Below are 18,861 nucleotides of genomic sequence, written 5' to 3'. Positions count from 1 at the left end.
TTGTTAACTGTTGTTCCCGTAGCGTGGCCTATTGGCCAAGGTTGACTGTTGACGGTTGACTGTTGTTCGCGTAGCGTGGCCTATTGGCCAAGGTTGACTGTTGTTCGCGTAGCGTGGCCTATTGGCCAAGGTTGACTGTTGTTCGCGTAGCGTGGCCTATTGGCCAAGGTTGTTCGCCTTTGGCGTTCGGTGAAGGGTAGGTTGACCGTTGTTCGCCTTTGGCATTCGGTATAGAGTAGGTTTAAGATTTAAGGTTATATAAATACAGAATGTTTAAACTATGTATAAATAATGAACTGACCCACTCAGGATTCAGGTTCAATCCGCTGGCAAAGGCGATCGCAAAAATACTTGTGATATAAATCACAGCGAGGCATGACGCTATTCCCTTGCAACTTTACTAACCCCATGCTGTATAACTTAAAGGCTTGCTCCGATGGGATAGTTACCCAGCTGTTTGCTTGAACCACCTTCTCCAAGGCAGTTTCCAATTCTGGAGACTGTTTGAGATTTCCTAGGTGGCGTCGCAGATGGTCACTGAATGGTCCAGCTTCTGTGGGTGCCAGCTCTAACAGTTGCGCTAGGGTAATGTTATGATCTTTAATATAAGCTAAACCTTTGCGCAACAGATAAGGATGTCCTCCCACCATCGCCATCAGTTCCTCGACTTCTCTGGGATTCCCATCGAGTCCATAACGTCTAACTAACTCCTGTACCTGCTCTGTGCTAAACTCTGGCAACTCAATTTCCAATCCCACATTAGCAAGTGGTGAGTGATTGATATCCAAGGAGCTATAAATTTCTGTAGAATGTACTATAACCAACCGGAGTTTTTTCCAGATAGCACTACTGCGATCGCCCCGCCTAGCGATGTCATACCAACCACGCAGAAGGCGACAAAAATCATCAGCAATAACGGGGTGTTCAAACACCCGATCAACTTTATCTATAACCAGTACGATCCGCCTTTCAGTTTTTGCTAATAAATACTCCTGAAAGTAATCTGTGGTGTTACTATTACATCCAAAAATATCATCCCAATACTCATCCAACTTATTTGATAGCCCTAGAGTCTGACCAACTCTGGCACAGAACCACCGTGAGAATTTGCCGAGGTCGCTATAGACGGTACTATCTGCTAACTCAAAGCTTAAGGTCACAGCTTGATAACGTTGCTTCCTGATCTCAGCCAGAACTCTTTCAATCAGGGAGGTTTTGCCCATTTGCTGGGGTGCTTTTATCCGAATTAGAGCACCAGGCTTCACAATTGCCTCTAACAACTGATCTTCATAGGGAATGCGCTCGATATAAAAGTCAACATTGAGAGAAACGGGCTGTTGTTGCCCTTCTGACTCTGGCATCACTGGGAGGCTCAAAGATCTAGATTTACTTAATAATTCTGGATTTACTAACTTAGGGTAATATTCACTAAGTCGGTCAATTAACTGATTACGGAGTGAGTAGTGTTCACCTGGTGCATTCCTCACCTCAAATTTCTCGCACAGCTGCTGCACATGTTTTCTGACAGTAGCTTCTGTGATGTGTAGCGACTTAGCGATCGCTTGATCGCTTTGGCCCGCTAACATTTTCTTCAAGACCTCTCGTTTACGAGGTGTTAGCTGATCAAATGCTACAGTCAAATCTAGTTGATTCAATTTTTCTAAGAACATCTCAGTCTTGCCGATAGAGATTTTGAATAATCGGTTTTGTCCCCTAGACATAGCGCTTAGGTGGTTATCAAGATGCACCAAAAAAAGATAGTATTTATGCTAATTTTAAACCCATCCTAACTAGCTTATCGAAAAGCTGAGCTAGCCCTGGGTTTGTGAAGATTTTCACACAAATTATGGATTAGACGTGGCTTGTGAGCCTTTTTCCACAAATTACCCTGATGTATTAAACACAGGCTAGAGTTTGATTAATGGCAATCAAACCTATACGAGGTTATAGATGTCTCAGTACTCTCTTGCCTTTTCCCTCAAGCTAAAAAGCTGCGTTTGGTGGCACTGAGTACTGGTCAGATCATATCACTCCCCGTTGCACTTGTATTGCCCAAAATTGGGAGCTTGATCGGTTCTGTTCATAAAGCTATCAGCTTTTAGCTATCAGCTATCAGCTTGGTAGACACCTCATACATTGTGGGTGAAAACTTGACAAACGTAAGGTTAATACCTCGCTCCTTGTTCCGAACCTAACAAAGCTAAGTCCCTCAGGGCGAATGCTGAGGACTTTGATCTAGCGTTTATCTAAATATAGGTGAAAGCTGCCAAACAAAACGTCGTTAGTAGTTAGTCAGACCAATGGCATTCCTGAGGTGCGGAATTAATATCAGTGGGGTGGGCATCCTGCCTGGGAAATGAAACGGGCAAGATGCTCGTTCTACAGCATCTTGCCCATTCCAAAAAACTATTAAAATCATTGCATGATTGAGCAATGCCAGACCAATTAACTAACTACTAACCCCTAACCCCTAACCTGAAATCCCCCGGATTTGACCGTCAGGATCAGCTGAAATCTAAATGAGGAGTTGCTGATATACCATTGACACACTAAAAGTTAGTCACAAGTCAGTGATAAGTGAGATCATCTCAGGCGGTAAGTCAGTATACAAGTGGGGTTTGATGAATATATGAGGTTCAAAGAGAATTTTATGAAATTAGAAGATCAAAAATGCAAGACCTATCTACCATCGATTTAGCTATAGCGTTTTCCATACTTATGAGGTACAGAGGGTTTTTTCCCAATTCCGAAGTTCCTGTCTTGATGCAGTCGCAAATGGGGTAAACCACCTCAGTTGCTCATGGTTTGTTCGCGAAGCGTGGCCTACGGCCAAGTTACCGTAAGACAGTTGAGCCTTAATCAATAAGTTTTAACCATGCATCTGCATAGCCTACCAACCATAAAGGCTCAACTGTCTAAGGTTTCGTCTCCGGGGGAACCCCCTTTGGGCTCACTGGCTCCCCTGTTCTGTTGCTGCATCGCTATTCTCTTTTCCCTATTCCGAGATCCGCTTTTTCCTATATGTCTAGCATTATGTTTAATCCTACCGAGATAATCATTGATACCTGTGTTAAAAATCTAGAGACAGGTTTCCACAGCACTTATGGCAACCTTAAATCAGACTACTGTGAGCTGATTACTTGGGCTACTCACATGGCTCTGGAAAATATTGCTAATAGTGACGCTCTTTATCACAACATTGAACACACCGTCCTAGTCACCCTAGTCGGACAGGAAATTTTGTGGGGTAAGCACATCTGCGAAGGGAGTGTCTCCTGTGAAGACTGGTTGCATGTGATTATCTCCTTGTTGTGCCATGACATTGGCTATATCAAAGGCATCTGTCGCCAAGACCAACCAGACCAAGGATTGTATGCCACAGGAATAGACAATAGTATGATTATTCTACCTACAGGTGCCACTGATGCTAGCCTTACTCCCTATCATGTAGACCGGGGTAAGCAGTTTATTGACGAACACTTTGGTAATCACTTGCTGATTGATACTGAGCAGATTAAACACAATATTGAATTAACCCGTTTCCCAGTACCTGCTGATCAGGATCATCAAGACACGGTTAACTATCCTGGTTTAGTCAGAGCAGCAGATTTGATTGGTCAGCTGGCTGATCCCCGCTACTTACAAAAAATTAGTGCCTTGTTCTACGAGTTTGAAGAAATCGGGAAAAATCAGATTTTAGGCTATCGTAATCCTGGTGATTTGCGCCGGAACTACCCAAACTTTTACTGGAATGTTGTCTATCCTTATATCAAACCCGCATTGCCCTACCTAGACCGAAGCCTTTCTGGTAAACAAATCCTGGCTAATCTCTATAGCAATGTCTTTCGAGTAGAACACCAATCCCAGCCTAAAGCACTCTTCAGCCATCCCTGTCGCTATAGTCAAACTACAGCACAACTATGTACAGCATGATCACTGTAAAAGGCAAATCATCAAGACAAATCATCAAATGGCGATTGTGTTCAAAGTTATTTGTGCAAAGTTAATTAAAAATTGATCATTGACCATTGACCATTAACCATTGACAATTAACAATTAACAATTAACAATTAACAAATGACCAATGAAAGCCATTGTAATGAACGCTCCTGGTACACCTGAAGTGCTGCAACTTCAGGATGTACCAGCTCCCACAATTAAAAACGACACAGAAATCCTGGTGCGTCTTCACGCTGCTGGTGTTAATCCCATTGACACCAAACTGCGGCGTAGAGGCACCGTTTACCGTGACCAAATGCCAGCTATCCTAGGCTGCGATGGTGCTGGTGTGGTAGAAGCCCTTGGTGCTGGTGTCGATAAATTCCAGGTTGGTGATGAAGTGTATTTCTGTGCTGGGGGATTAGGATTATCTGGTACAGGTAACTATGCCGAACTAGCTGTTGTTGATCAGTCCTTAGTTGCCCACAAGCCTAAATCCCTCTCTTTCCCTGAAGCAGCAGCAGCTCCTCTAGTACTCATCACTGCCTGGGAATCATTGTATGACCGAGGACGGTTGGAAGCAGGACAAAAGGTGCTGATTCAGGCCGGTGCTGGTGGTGTTGGTCACGTTGCTATTCAGCTAGCTAAGCTCAAAGGTGCTGAGGTTTGTACTACTGTCAGTTCTCAAGAAAAAGCTAGATTAGTGCGTCAGTTAGGTGCTGACTATCCTATCCTTTACAAACAAACTAGCTTTGTCAAAGCTGCCTTGGATTGGACTGGGGGAGAGGGAGTAGATTTGGCGTTCGATACTGTGGGTGGTAAAACCTTTTATGACACCTGTGAAGTAGTGCGGATATATGGCGATATTGTAACTATCCTCCAACTAGACCCAGCCGAAGGTAATTTGAAGACAGCGCGGACGCATAATTTGCGCATCAGTCTAGAACACATGCTCACCCCAGCTTTGAAAGGACTCACTACAGCTCAACAGCACCAAACCGAGATTCTCCAGCAGTGTGCTAATTGGATTGATGACGGTAAACTGAAAATTCACCTAAGCCAACGGTTCCCCCTCAAAGACGCTGGTGCTGCTCACAACGCTATCGAAGCTGGTTCCATGACAGGTAAGGTTGCACTACTTATCCCATAAAGACGATAGTCACTAATACAACTAATCCCTAATAATTGCTTAAGGGTTATAGGTTTCTGTAAACCTATAACCCTGATTGGCTTAGGTGCGCGCCTCCAAGGGCGAGTAAATCGCCCTTGGGTCGCACCTTTAGATGCGGACGAAAGGACTTGAACCTTCACGTCTTGCGACACTAGAACCTAAATCTAGCGCGTCTACCAATTCCGCCACGTCCGCGTACCGTGCGATTTAGATCATAGCACATATTATAGCTTTTATGGCAACTGCTGGGGAAAATTTTTCCAAATCCCCCTTAAAAAGCACCTTTATCACCTACAGCTCAACTCTCACCCCGCCCCGGAAAGCAAGATACCCTTCAATGGGTTTCGCCTTCTCCTTGGTGCTCGGGTAATACCAGGCTGCATAGCTTATTCAAAAGCACCATCTGTAGCACCATCTGTAGCCCATAGGCTGATACGCGACACGCTGATAGCACCATCTGTAGCACCATCTGTAGCCCATAGGCTTACCTGCCATAGATGATAATCGCAATTGAAGGCTAGAATCCAGTCAGGAATAGTTGCCTCGCAATTAAACCCCTAAAAATAGGTATAAATCGGTATTTAATCCTATAAAATGGACATTGACATTTGACTAGCGCTAGAGTATCATTGAAGTAATTGACTCAGGTTTGACGATGCCCAAAAAAGTAGGAATGACCAAGAAAATATCAACCCAGATTGTCCCTGTAGTAGGGATGACTGAGTCGGTTGAACTTGAGTTGTTGTCCACGATGAAGAAATTGGGCATTGTCAGGTCTGAATCCTACAACAAGCTAGGCAGCATAAGTCATTGGGAACTTGATTGGAAAAAAGCTTACCCAAAAGTTAGGAGTTTTAGGACTCCTGAATCCTTGGGACTACCTTCCAAATTGATGGAATGGACTGTAAGCGATGTAGCCAAAGCCATTACGGCTCAGCAGGCAGCTTGCACCGAAGCGGTAATTAAAAAGGTTTACAAAAGGTTTCCTGGAAAAGATAACCAGAACGAACGGAAGGAACTTTGCAAACAACTTAAGACTTTAGCCTTTCTGGACACGCCACTTCTCCACAGACTTGTTAGGAAGGAGTTTCAGCGGGGACATTCTTGGGGTAAAAACCAGATAGTTTATCAACAAGTAGGTTATAAGTGTAAAAAGCTTTCCCGTAATACTTACCAGTTAGAACTAGCTGGACTCACTAGAGGGAAAAGGAACAGGATAGTTGTTAGGTCTAATCGTAAAATAAAAGGCCAGATCAGACTGATATATAACCAACTTTTGCCAAGATTTGAGATTCACTTTCTAGTATATCATGGAACTGTAGAAATTCCATCTGAACGTCGGAGTCTAGGAGTAGACAAGGGTTACACTGAGGCTTTCTATGACTCAGAGGGGCAAGCTCACGGAAAAGAACTAGGGGAAGTAACCACCCAGAAACAGAAACGAATATGTGCAAAAAACCGAAACAGAGGGAAGCTTTGGGCACTTCATAGAAAACTAGAAAAAATCGACCCGGCCAAATCAGCTCGAATATTAGAAAATAATCTGACCAGAAAAACCGAAAATCGCCGCTACAGAAAAAATCAATCAGAACTGACGGCGATAATAGGAGCAGCCTCTAAGTCTCTTTTTAATGGGGAATCTTTAAAGGTTTTTGCGGAAGATTTAACACAACCGATCCGAAATAAGCGTCAGTCTAAGGCCGTGTCCCGCAAACTCAATAGTTGGATGAAAGGAGTTATGCGGGATTCTTTGCAGAAATGGGCTGATTGGACTGGCTCGGTTGTCACAGAAGTTCAACCTAGTTACACGTCGCAAATTGACTCTAGGAATGGAACCCTGTTGGGGAAAAGGACTGGGGACAATTTTACCGGATTTGATGGGGTCGTGTTACAGGCTGATTGCAATGCTGCATTGAACATCCTTGCTCGCGGTACCGACAAGGAAATAACTCGGTACATGAATAAAACCGAGGTTCAAGCAGTGTTGTTGCGTCGTACCGCGCGTTTCTTGAAAGGGATGGGGCTTAGCCTGCTAGATGCAGTCGAGCTTGGTTGGCTTGATTGTAAGCATACCTTGGCTAAGGCTTTCAAGCAACTCCTCAACGGGATTTGAGGAATGCCTAGAAAGACGGGTGGAAGGTTCAACTCCAATTACTGTATAACCACCCCTCACTCAGGCAACAATACATTGCACCTTGACCGTTTTGTACGGGTTTATCCCGATTAATTACGGTTTAAGAGTATCCCAATCCACCTCAGCCAAATCCATAGTTTGGTTACCTGATCCCATCCTATTCCAAGGATACCACTAGTAAACTAGTATAACTGGAGACCGCAAGTCAATATGTCTTTCACTGCTAGTGTCATTTCAGCAAAAGAATGGGGAGCTAAACCCCCAAAACAATGGCCAGATACCACTAGACCACGATATATTATTATTCACCATACTGCTACTCCCAATGCCCCGAATGATCTATCCAAAGGAACCTTATGGGGCTCCAGAAGTTTGGCTAGGAGTATTCAAAAATCCCACATGGATGGGTTTGGCTGGGATGACTCAGGTCACAACTTTTTGAATACCACGGGTGGACATTTACTCGAAGGTAGACAGGGTTCCTTATCAGCGATTAAAAAAGGACGTTCTGTCAGCTCTGCTCATGCTGGTAGTACTCTAGGTAACCAGTCACCTGGAATTGAAAATGAAGGCACCTTTATCAGCTACCGGATGAATGCCAAACAATGGAAAAGTTTGGTAGATTTATGTGTTTCGATTTGCAATACTACCAAGATTAGCCCAGACAATATTAAAGGGCATCGAGACTTTTCACCAACCCAATGCCCTGGAGACTGGTTATACAGTCAATTGCCTCGGTTGCGGCGAGAAGTTCGTCAGCGCCTTGACTCCTCAGTTGAAGACTATCTCAGAGAAGGAGACACTGGTCTGAAAGTCAAAGAGCTACAGCAATCCCTCCAAACTCAAGGGTTTAGTCCCGGTCCAGTTGATGGCATTTTTGGTCCTGCTACTACCAAAGCAGTGATTTCCTTTCAGAAGTTTGAAGGAATAGATGCCAATGGATTAGTGGGTTCAAAGACCTGGGAAGCACTGAAAAGTTCTTCTAAACCATCAGAGGAATCTCCTTCGGAACCAGGTAACAAGAAGCGGGAGCCTGTGCTGCTCCTTAACACCTACAAGTATTATCGTGGCTTACCTCACCAAAAACAAGCGGTTGAGTGGCTAGAAAAACAACTACCAAAAGAAGTCTTGGAAGAGTTTTCAGAAAGATGGCGTAACGATCAACCCTCATCGGCCTATCTTCCTTTAATTAAAGGAGCAGTTGGATCAGAAGTAGAGGAACTACAGCAGCTGCTCCAAACCCAAGGATTTTATTCTGGTTCAACCGATGGGGATTTTGGCTCTCAGACAAAATCTGCTGTGATTGCTTATCAGAAAGCGAAAGGATTATATGCTGATGGGATTGTAGGTTCTATAACTTGGTCTACTTTGAATTTGGAATAATGGTAATCGGTAATTTGCAATTCTTAATTGGTAGTTGACGATGACCCAAAACGGGAGGCTAACAAAGGAATTATTTAGCCTCCTTTATCTAGGTATAACCATGCTTAAATTGATGCTATTTATTGATGATAAATATAGACATAATTAAACGTCCCTATAATGGTTAGTTTTTTAACGTTTATACAATTCTTCATAAGTCTTTAGATTAACTGGAGTTGGGAGCATGTAACTTATGCAGAACATTTGTACTAAGGTAATAGGTAATAGGTAATGGGTAATAGCGTGATTTGCGCGGTCTTGGGAAGGCAGCGCGGTCTTGGGGAGGCAGCGCGGTCTTGGGGGTTCCCCCCATGAGCGACTGCCGTGGTCTCCCCCATGAGCGACTGCCGTGGTTTCCCCCATGAGCGACTGCATCAAGACGGTAATAGGTAATAGGGGGAGCATGTCGAGGATGAATATTTGTACATTATCTATAGCCCCCTCATGGGTTTAAGCTTGCTCTACTGGAAAATAGTACTAATGTTTCAGCAACTTTGACCTGCTCCCACTGGAGTTTAGACTATGATAAAATAACCCAGTCTTCTTTTGAAGCTGAGATGTTAACAAAATTTATTCAAAATTTGAGTTACGTCTTATTATTTTTATAGCACTACACACTATGGTTAGGACAAATGAAGAAAAATTAAAATCGCTCAATCCCTTGATTAGTAAGCTTTTTTATTCACTATTGCGCTTCATGCCTATTGCCTTTTGCCTGGCGCGTAGCGCTATACCTTTTTTAGCAACCGTTTTTACTTTTTTGACCACAGGATAGCGAATTCGTTTAGGACGGGGTGACAACCAAGCCAGAAGCCTGATTAATTGGCAATTAGAGCGACTTGTGGTAAAAAAAGAATGGTCTCAATTGTCAACAAGACCAATCAGATTGAAAATGCTACCTCAATTTTCCCAGACTCATCTTCAAAGCCGATTAAACTCAACTCAATTTATAACTGTTTAGTTATTGGTAGGGCTGTTACAAAATCACCACGCAAGTCAGGATTGAACCCTTAGCAGCTTTGTTTCCTCAACCGATATTATTTGAGAGTCGTCGCCGTTACTTACAAAGATTACTCAAACTCCCTCAACTGAGTGTAACTTTACTATGGTTTCCAATTATTAAACATCTAATTCAGACTCATTGCCCTCAATCTAAACGTCTATTTATTGCTCTTGATAGAACTCAATGTAAGCAATACAACTTATTTATGGTCAGCGTAATTTGCTCGAAACGAGCTTGGCCGATTTATTGGACTTTTTTAGATAAACGTGGGTGCAGTAACCTGTCAGAACAACAAGCTTTACTGGTTCCGGTAATTGAAATGTTAAAAGGTGACGATTTTGTGCTTATCGGAGATAGAGAATATCTAGCGTGTTGAACTAGCTAAATGGCTCCAATCAAAGCATGTAGATTTTGCTTTCCGTCAAAAAGCCAATACCTACATTCAGGTGCGACCCGTGGCGAATTAAATTCGCCACGGGTCGCACCTCAGAAATTGTGTACCTCATAGCTATGATAATTGCTATATAAATGAGATGTAAACCTAGGAGGTATTTTTTTATTGTGCAATAAAAATCCGTATCTATTGCCCCTCTTGCCTTTTGCCTTTTGCCTCTTGCCTTGTGCCCTTTGGGAGTCTGTTCACAACTCAAATAAAAAATCTAGATCTGATGAAATGTGAAAGCCCTGCTTAATTTAAAGTTAATAAACCTTGAGTGATACTTCATCAAAGCTTCGCCTATAGTTGCCGGATGTGTAGTTAGGATTGTTGAGGTTGCAAATAGGATTATAACTACCGGATTGGTAATTTGGTTTGAGAGTGTAATTAGTCAAACTCTTATTATTGAATGCTTGATTTTGTTGGCAAATTTTAACGTCCAGTTTTTTTGACGTAGGCTTTCCGAAGGGGAAATGGTTGTGTGCCCCACTTGTGCATCTTCTCAAATTGTCAAGAATGGACACATAGGTAATTAAATAAAGGTGTAAATGCCATGATTGCGGACGACAATTCCTCGAAAACCTCACCCTCTTCCTGGGATTACTTGAAGCTGATGAGTGTCAATGCTCCTGTATCTGTCGCTAAATGTAATTTAGATAACACTATCACTGCGAAATCTTTGACCTGGGTGAAGCGATCGCTAGGGTCAAAAATTTTGGTGGTAATTGCGCCAGATGTGGAGTCGCCGGAGTTTTTAGCTAATGGTGTGATTGATGGAGCAGATTCTCTTATTTTGCGATCCGATACGGATGGTGTCAGGCAGATTACCCTAGCCTTGGCTGCTGGGTGTTACCGGAGTTTGCATGTAATTTCGCACGGGTCGCCAGGGCGAGTGTATTTACCACAGACGGTTTTGTGCGTAGAGACTTTGGATCGATATAGAGGAGAGTTGTTGGAGTGGGGGGTTGATGAAGTTGCGTTGTATGGGTGTCGAGTTGGAGCTTATGAAGCAGGCCAGTTATTGCTTAACCAACTTTACAAAACCACTCGTTATAAATTGAAAGCTTCCTCAAAAGATGTTGGTTGTTGTTCACACTCATGGAAATTAGAGGGGATAAAGTCCGAGGAAAAGAACTGGAACAATAATTTGTATCCTATTAAAGTGAGTATTCTCGAATCTTACGGAGCAATATTAGGAACAATTAGGCCAGCAAGTAATAGTGAACTTATTTCAAATTTAGATCCTAATATCTTTCCCTACATAAGGGCAGAACAAACAGAGTTTAACGAAAAACTATATTACCCTGGATTTGATGTTGAGTATGGATGGGAGATGTGGGTCTATGATGGCGTTAATGCTCCTCAAATGGTCAAGGATATCTTTAAAGGAAATTTTCGTACTGGCACGGCTTACTCTTCTAAGCCTAGAGGCTTAGTTGTTCATAATGAATATCTATATTTTTTAGCTGCAGATCACTATTCATATAATCAGTTATGGAGACTAAGTAGTGGTGATAATATAACTTCTATATATGACTTTGATTATCCTCGTAATTCACTTGAAACAACCCAAGGATATGGCGCTCTCGGGTCAAGTTTTACAACGATACTTTCATATAACGGCAACTTATATTTTGAAGCTTTTGATGGTAAAGATGTCCTCGAAGGTGAAGAAAACAGGGGTATTTGGACATATTCTGGTGGGGGCGAACCAACTCTTTTAGCTAGGTATAGAGATGAATCACCCAGAAATGTGAGTAATGGTACGCTTAATGCGTTTTATACCCGCGATGAAAATATAGTTGGATTTAGTGAACATATATACTTTCGTGCTTTCGGACCAGCTAACGGTAACGGAATAGATCTATATCGGTATCACTTAGGTTCAGACCAACCACCAGAACTATTCTTGGATGCTGGCAGTCAACCACCACAGAACTTAACAGTATTCAAAGACAAATTATATTTTGCACATAAAACAGGGACATATGGTAATGAGCTATGGGTTTATGATGGTATTAATCCTCCAGCAATATTGATCGACATTAATAAAGGCTACGGTAATCAAGAATACAAAGATTCAAACCCTCAGTTTCTGACTCTGTTTCAAGATAACCTATATTTTGCTGCCAACACTTTTGAGACTGGTTATGATATGTGGATCTTTGATGGTATAAATGAGCCTCTAAGATTCAATGAGTATGCTCAAACTAATTTGAAATTTACGGCCATGCAAGATATAACAGTTTTCAACAATAAATTATACTTTGTAGCCTCTGATCCGGACATACAGGATAGTTATGGAATATGGTCTTATAATGGTGTAACAGCGCCCCAGCTTGTAGCAAATTTGGGTAATTCAGGAGGGGCCGGAGGGGCAATTGAATTTGTTGTCATCAATGGGACACTTCACTTCTGGGGGGGGAAATCACATGAGCCTGGACAGGCACGATCTGGTTATTCACTATGGGTATTAGACGAAGGAGCCTCCCTGCCTATTATAAATTATAGACCGAATATTCAGGAAATAGTACCGGAAGAAAGCTCATACTCTTTTGAAGATAACCTAATAATCAAAACTTCAAAAGTTTATGATAAAAATGGATATGATGACATTGTTCGCATAGACTTTGAGCTACTTCAATCCTCCTCAGATAGCGACCGAAATAGCTATACTTCCATCGTTCCTGGTATCAATAATGAGAAACTTCCTAGTATCGAAAGCTTTTTACAATTCAATGACGAGCCTAACGTTGCAACATTTGATTACAGTATCGATTTAGGTCAATATACAAGGCCAGATGATAGTGGCCTAAAACTAGAGTCAGGTCAATATCGCCTTAAAGCAGTTGCAGAAGATAAGTCAGGACTGCGAAGTGAAGCTTTTTTTGCTGATTTTACGATTCAAAACGATCCTGAGATTCAATTTGAAATTAACCCTACTTACCATGTGACTCAGGACTTAAAGCTAGAAATGGCAAGGGTATTCGACGAGGATGGTTACTATAACGTTTCTCATATTGAAGTCAAGGTCACTAATGTCTTCAACGAAGTTGTTCATGTTGAAACACTTGGTCGAGGAGATATTTCCAAAGCCAATAGCAATATTTTGGATGACCGTGAAGGTAAGTTTGACGTCACTATTGATCTGGATGACTTTAAGCATGGCCAACATACTATTTTAGTTACTGCCTATGATGAACAAAATGGTAGCAGCAGTAGCGAAAAAACGTTTACTGTCAATAATTTAGGGCTAGATCGCTGGTGGGCTACAGCTGGTGCCGATAAAGTACTACCCGTTACCTGGACAACAGTTGTTAAAGAAACAGGTGACTATGAGCTAGATTTAGACTTCAAGGCTAACTTCGGTGATGAAGAATGGGATTTCTTTTTTAGTGATAATCTTTTAGCTCCAGATGACCCACGCAGTAAAGTCACCATTAAAAGCTTAGATAGTTCTTTTACACGAGAAGTTTTTGGTGAAAAACCATCCTTAGCAGGCGAAGATTTTTTTGCTCGCCTTGGCACCCTAGAAGCAGGTACCTATGAAATCACGTTTAATGCTAAAGTACCTAGTATCCCTGTCATTGAAGAACTCGTCCTTGAACTGGATGGCTCAGGTAGGAGTAACGATCAAACCCTCAGCACCTTATTTGTGGCTGATCATCCAGCACCAAATCTGAGAAAAGATGAAGTTCAAGAAATTCATAATTTAATTAAAAACTATGCCCCAGTTTTAGCGTTTGAATCTGGAAGATTACCGGCTGGTGGAGGTAAAGAAAAACATGCGTTAACCTTAGATGTAACCAATTATGCATTACCTGAAGATGCCAATCATCCCGCTTATAGTAGCTATTGGGAACAAAGAGTAGAACACGATGATCCCAATATTGAAGGATTTGTTCCTGGGGGTAGTCGTAATTCGGTTGTCAATCTTATTGATTATAAAAGTGGTACTCAAAGGTCAGCAAGTGAAGGCAAAATATATGCTGCGCCACTGATTAAAGATCCTAACAATCCTACTGAACTAGCTGTCAACTATTACTTCCATTATGGAAGAAGTAATTGGGCTGATCATAATGGCAACAATACCCACCAGGGCGATTGGGAGGGGATTACACTTTACTTCAAACGTCAAGAAGTAAATAGAACATTACAGTGGGTGCCTGACAGGGCAAGTTTTGCACAGCATATAAGATTGCGAGGTCTTTCAGATGGTGGTGATACATATCGTTGGGATTTTCTGAATAAATACCCTGCTTCAACGCGTCCAGTCGTTTATGTTGGACTTGGTGGACACGCTAGTTATGGCTATAGTGGTAAGAAAGATGACGCTTTTTGGGCTACTGAGTGGCATCGGGGTGGTGGAGTAGTTAAAGTTCCTGAAATAGAAGTACTGCCAAGAGTTGGTCACTACACTCCAGGAATTGATACAGAATTTCCAGACTGGTTACTATTTCCAGGTAAATGGGGACAAATCGATGAAGGACAAGAGTTTGTAGATCTAGAGATAACAAGTAGTGGTGATGATGGGCCAGATGGACCTGTCTTTCAGGATCAAGGCTTTGGTCGTGGAGAAAGGTGGTTTGATCCATGGGAATGGTCGAGTGGCTTCAACCTGCCGCTGATTGCTGCTGATGACGAGTTAACAGAATCTTCCGCTAGCAAAATTCAATTAAATCTATTAGAAAACGATAACTACAGCAATATAACAATTAAACAAGCAGGACAATCGATCACTCGACCACCCTATATATATATTACTGAAGATCCACAGCATGGAGATATCTCAGTCGAACTTGTCAACGGACAGCATAAAGTCTTCTACATCCCCCATGGCGATTATCTTGGACAAGACTCCTTTTCTTACCGCTTGATTGATCCAGGGAAAGATCCCGAGTTTCGTAACTACACATCGATCCTGTCAACTTTTTCGGCTGGTGTTACGAGAGCTCCACTATTAAGAACGGCTGCCAAATTTTTTGACCCATTCGCTTCATTCTTAGATTTAGGAACTATTGCAGCAACCTATGAGACTTCAGAAATAGCAACGGTAACAGTTAACTTAAACAACCTGACATTAAAAGGTGACGTAAAGGATAACGTCATACAAAATTATGGAAACAGTGGTGCTGATATTATCAGAGGTAATGACCAAAATAATGACCTTAAAGGTTTTGGTGGTGATGACACGTTAGAAGGAGGAGCTGGTAACGACACCCTAGATGGTGGTTTTGGGTTTGATCTCCTTGATGGCGGTGATGGCAATGACACCACCACCTACGCATTTTATAGCGGTAGGATCAAAGCTAATCTTCAGACAGGAGTTGTTGAATTTCCTGGTAATTCTAATCGAACTGATACACTTGTCAATATTGAAAATGTCGATGGGGCTTTAGACAATGACATTTTAACTGGTAATAATCTCAACAACACCCTCAATGGACTGTTGGGCAATGACACATTGAATGGAGCTGCTGGCGACGACACCCTAGATGGTGGAGCTGGCAATGATAGTCTTGATGGTGGTACTGGCGCTGACAAAATGGTTGGTGGTACAGGTAATGATACTTATTATATCGATAATGTAAATGATCAAATTGTCGAAAATTCCAATGAAGGTGTTGACACAGTTATCTCCTCCATTAACTACACCCTTGATAGCACTGGCGCTTTAAACAAGTTAACCTTAATAAGCAATGCTATTCAAGGTTACGGTAATGGAATATCAAATACCATTACAGGTAATGATCAAAACAATGACCTAAAAGGTTTTGCAGGAGCAGATACCCTTAAAGGCGGTGCTGGAGATGATACTATAGAGCCTGGCACAGGGATAGATGAAATTACCCTCGGATCTGGAGTAGATGAAATTCGTGGAACACTTCAGGAGCTCAATGGTGATTTTGTCGAAGACTTTACGAGTAGTGACAAAATTATTGTGCTAGGAGAAGCTTTTTCTAGCTTAGATGTTACTAATGCGGGGAATAATGTTAGTCAACTCACTTTTGGAAGTGCATCAATAGATCTCAGAGGAGAATTTACAGCAGATGATTTTTCTGTTGTTACTTCTGGAACAGGAGATAATGTATCAACCACAATTTCAATGGTCTATTCTCCAGTATTCCCCATTGGTGCAGAAATAGAGCTGCAAATCTTTTCTCCTAACTTGCAAAATCCAATCAGTGATCCTCTTCAGGTAACTGTGAGTGATGACGTTGAAGTGCTTTCTAGCAACATTGTAAGCCGAGGCAACAGCAGGATCGTTAAGCATAGCTTCGATATTAGCTCAGACTCGATATTTTACGAGGTCAGCTCATCGGCAGGGTCCGGTCGTTTTACCAGAGGTAGTTTTAATGGCTATGTCTTTAATGATGTATTTGATGTGCTGCCTGCTTTTACAAACGTTAGCATTAAACAGGAAAATAATACCCTGGGGTTACAGCCCTCTGATGTCACGTTCACAGAAAACAAAATTTATATCAATGTTGAAAGCCTATCCTTCTCACCTAGCAAAACCTTCGAGCTAGATATTGATGTCGCCAAGAATGACCCTCCGTCAATCCCTTCCTTGGATAACTTTATTGGTGCAGAAATAGAGCTGGAAATCTTTTCTCCTAACTTGCAAAATCCAATCACTGATCCTCTTGAGGTAATTGTGAGTGATGAAGTTGAAGTGCTCTCTAGGAACTTTGTAACCCGAAGCAACATTGTTAAGCATAGCATCGATATTAGCTCAGACTCGATATTTTACGAGGTCAGCCCATCGGCAGGCTCCGGTCGTTTTACCAGAGGTAGTTTCAATGGCTATGTCTTTAATGATGTATCTGATGTGCTGCCTGCTTTTACAAACGTTACCATTAATCAGGAAAATAATACCCTTGGGTTACAGCCCTCCGATGTCACCTTCACAGAAAACAAAATTTATATCAATGTTGAAGGTCTATCCTTCTCTCCTGGTAAAACCTTCGAGCTAGATATTGACTTCGCAGATGATAGCCCTCGGTCAATTACTCCCTCGCCCAACTTTATTGGTGCAGAAATAGAGATGGCAATTTTTAGCCCATCACGGAATTCTCCTCCATTAGAAACTAGCATTGCTACCGTAAACAACAATGTAGAATTTATTCGCGCTACCACCGATTCCGATCCAACAGATGGCTTCTATGAAGGAGGTTACAACGTAGAGATTTCAGAAAGTTCAATACTTTACACTGCTGCTCCAGTTCCAGGCCAAATTAGTAGCAATCCTCGTTTTACAAGTAGAGAATTTAATGGCTATGTTTTCACTGATATATCTGATACACTTCCCGCTATAGAGAATGTTACTATCGATTGGTCAGAAACTACATTCGGGTTATCAACATCTGATGTTACCTTCACCGAAAATTCCATTGCTATCAACTTTGAAGGATTATCTTATACAGGTGGCGATACTGTAAAATTAGATGTAACGTTTGCTAGCGAAGAGGATGCTTACGAAGAAAACGATAACCTCTTGGGAGCCTATGACCTGAGCAACAATGCCAAAACCTGGCTGTCAGATCTATCAGGAAAAGGTATCGCCAGAGATGAAGATTGGTATAAACTCGCTGTTAGTTCCAACAATCAAAGACTGATCGTTGACCTCGAATTTACCCACACAGGTGGAGACCTTAACCTGAGCCTGTACGATGAAAATGCTAACTTTATTCTAGGCTCATCTTCACTTACAGATAATGAACAAATCGATACCGTTCTAGCTGAATCAGGAACCTATTATCTCAAAGTTGACCCAGTTGGGATACCCAATGAAGCGAATACTTATGATCTTCGTTGGAACGTATAAGACACTATTTGGTGTTGCTGAATAATAGAATCAATAGCAGTAGAGTGGGCAGGATGCCCGCTCGAAGATTGTAACAGGCAAGATGCCTGTTCCACCAAGATGCCTGTTCCATCAAGATGCCCATTCCACCCGAAAATATTGATAACGGGCAAGATGCCCATTCCACCTCACTGTTACAGTAATTACACGGTTAAGTGTAATTCGCCCCCCTAGCGCCCCAATTCTGGGGCAAGGCTGTTTCATTCTAACAAAAGCAAAAGCCTAGACCACCTCCCACTCAGCCATCTTTGGCCTTCTGTAACCACAGGCTTATGTTTACTATAGACATAATTACAGAGCCTTTCCCATGAAAACTTATCAAAGTAGTATATCTAACCCAAACATTACAACTCAAGCTTGGAAACTCCTAGCAAATGGACGGTTTTGGCCTTTCACCTTACTTTTAGTGGGAGTTGCGAGTAATGGGGTTTATGCCCACGCGCCTCTAGCTGCCTTTGCAAGCATGAGTGGGGCGACCTTGTCTCGACAACGGGCTGTGGGTGTAGCGTTGCTAGTTTGGTTGGTCAATCAAGCTATTGGATTTGGATTGCGGGGCTATCCCCTAACATCCACCGCTTTCACCTGGGGAGCATTGATGGGAATCGGTACCCTGTTGGCTGCTGTTGCGGCAAGTTGGTGGCCAGGTTGGTGTCGGGATTCCTTTAGTAGATATTTGACATGGATGGCGATCGCCTCACTTTTAGGATTTGCACTGTATCAAGGATTAATTCTGTTTGCTTATCCAGTCTTAGCAGATGGGCATCGAATGGGTTGGGAGATTGTGGGTAAGTTGTTTGTTAAACATTTGATTTGGTCTGGAGGAATTACAATTGTCCATAGCCTATTGCTTTGGCGCATCGTGAACCGTCGCCAGTCTGTCATTTAATTG

Annotated in this window: 11 protein-coding genes and 1 tRNA gene; 6 read left to right on the top strand and 6 right to left on the bottom strand. The window is 42.2% G+C overall.

Features of this window, described 5'->3' with window-relative positions:
- Positions 1-3: 3 nt before the first annotated feature.
- From BJP34_RS49660 to BJP34_RS44830, 3 genes are all read right to left on the bottom strand, one after another.
- Positions 4-129 carry a hypothetical protein gene (locus BJP34_RS49660; protein WP_267876412.1) on the bottom strand — a complete coding sequence of 42 codons (126 nt, stop codon included), beginning with the start codon at positions 127-129 and terminating at the stop codon, positions 4-6.
- 176 nt (positions 130-305) lie between these two features.
- Positions 306-1,670 (bottom strand): AAA-like domain-containing protein, encoded by a 1,365-nt coding sequence (locus BJP34_RS30250; RefSeq protein ID WP_229424099.1) that lies wholly within the window; start codon positions 1,668-1,670, stop codon positions 306-308.
- A 611-nt stretch (positions 1,671-2,281) separates the two neighbouring features.
- Positions 2,282-2,419, bottom strand: a complete 138-nt coding sequence (locus BJP34_RS44830; protein WP_158517550.1) for a hypothetical protein — start codon at positions 2,417-2,419, stop codon at positions 2,282-2,284.
- 614 nt (positions 2,420-3,033) lie between these two features.
- On the opposite strand from BJP34_RS44830, the gene BJP34_RS30245 reads away from it, so the two are divergent.
- Both BJP34_RS30245 and BJP34_RS30240 read left to right on the top strand, forming a co-directional pair.
- Positions 3,034-3,933 carry an Npun_R2479 family HD domain-containing metalloprotein gene (locus tag BJP34_RS30245; protein WP_070395543.1) on the top strand — a complete coding sequence of 300 codons (900 nt, stop codon included), beginning with the start codon at positions 3,034-3,036 and terminating at the stop codon, positions 3,931-3,933.
- A 151-nt stretch (positions 3,934-4,084) separates the two neighbouring features.
- On the top strand, positions 4,085-5,089 hold the full coding sequence (locus BJP34_RS30240) for a zinc-dependent alcohol dehydrogenase family protein (protein WP_070395542.1): 1,005 nt from the start codon (positions 4,085-4,087) through the stop codon (positions 5,087-5,089).
- A gap of 134 nt (positions 5,090-5,223) precedes the next feature.
- On the opposite strand, the gene BJP34_RS30235 is transcribed toward BJP34_RS30240, so the two are convergent.
- Together BJP34_RS30235 and BJP34_RS41340 are read right to left on the bottom strand one after the other, a co-directional pair.
- A tRNA-Leu gene (locus BJP34_RS30235) sits at positions 5,224-5,305 on the bottom strand.
- Positions 5,306-5,401: 96 nt separating this feature from the next.
- A complete protein-coding gene (locus BJP34_RS41340) occupies positions 5,402-5,500 on the bottom strand; it encodes a DUF427 domain-containing protein (RefSeq protein ID WP_229424493.1) in 99 nt (32 codons plus the stop codon).
- Positions 5,501-5,765: 265 nt separating this feature from the next.
- Here BJP34_RS41340 and BJP34_RS30230 point away from each other — a divergent pair, with 265 nt between their 5' ends.
- A complete protein-coding gene (locus BJP34_RS30230) occupies positions 5,766-7,223 on the top strand; it encodes a zinc ribbon domain-containing protein (RefSeq protein WP_070395541.1) in 1,458 nt (485 codons plus the stop codon).
- A 231-nt stretch (positions 7,224-7,454) separates the two neighbouring features.
- Positions 7,455-8,627 carry an N-acetylmuramoyl-L-alanine amidase gene (locus BJP34_RS30225; RefSeq protein WP_070395540.1) on the top strand — a complete coding sequence of 391 codons (1,173 nt, stop codon included), beginning with the start codon at positions 7,455-7,457 and terminating at the stop codon, positions 8,625-8,627.
- Positions 8,628-8,798: 171 nt separating this feature from the next.
- Here the strand turns inward: BJP34_RS30225 and BJP34_RS41335 are convergent, their stop codons facing one another.
- Positions 8,799-9,041 (bottom strand): hypothetical protein, encoded by a 243-nt coding sequence (locus BJP34_RS41335; protein ID WP_149031258.1) that lies wholly within the window; start codon positions 9,039-9,041, stop codon positions 8,799-8,801.
- Between the two features lie 1,617 nt (positions 9,042-10,658).
- Between BJP34_RS41335 and BJP34_RS30220 the strand changes: the two genes are divergently transcribed.
- Both BJP34_RS30220 and BJP34_RS30215 read left to right on the top strand, forming a co-directional pair.
- A complete protein-coding gene (locus BJP34_RS30220; RefSeq protein WP_070395539.1) occupies positions 10,659-17,933 on the top strand; it encodes a DUF4347 domain-containing protein in 7,275 nt (2,424 codons plus the stop codon).
- A 346-nt stretch (positions 17,934-18,279) separates the two neighbouring features.
- A complete protein-coding gene (locus BJP34_RS30215; RefSeq protein ID WP_070395538.1) occupies positions 18,280-18,858 on the top strand; it encodes a hypothetical protein in 579 nt (192 codons plus the stop codon).
- Positions 18,859-18,861: the final 3 nt, after the last annotated feature.

The organism is Moorena producens PAL-8-15-08-1 (assembly GCF_001767235.1).
GTDB classification, from domain to species: Bacteria; Cyanobacteriota; Cyanobacteriia; order Cyanobacteriales; family Coleofasciculaceae; genus Moorena; species Moorena producens_A.
The sequence above is the reverse complement of the archived record's forward strand: the minus strand, read 5'-3'. Positions and strand labels throughout refer to the sequence as shown.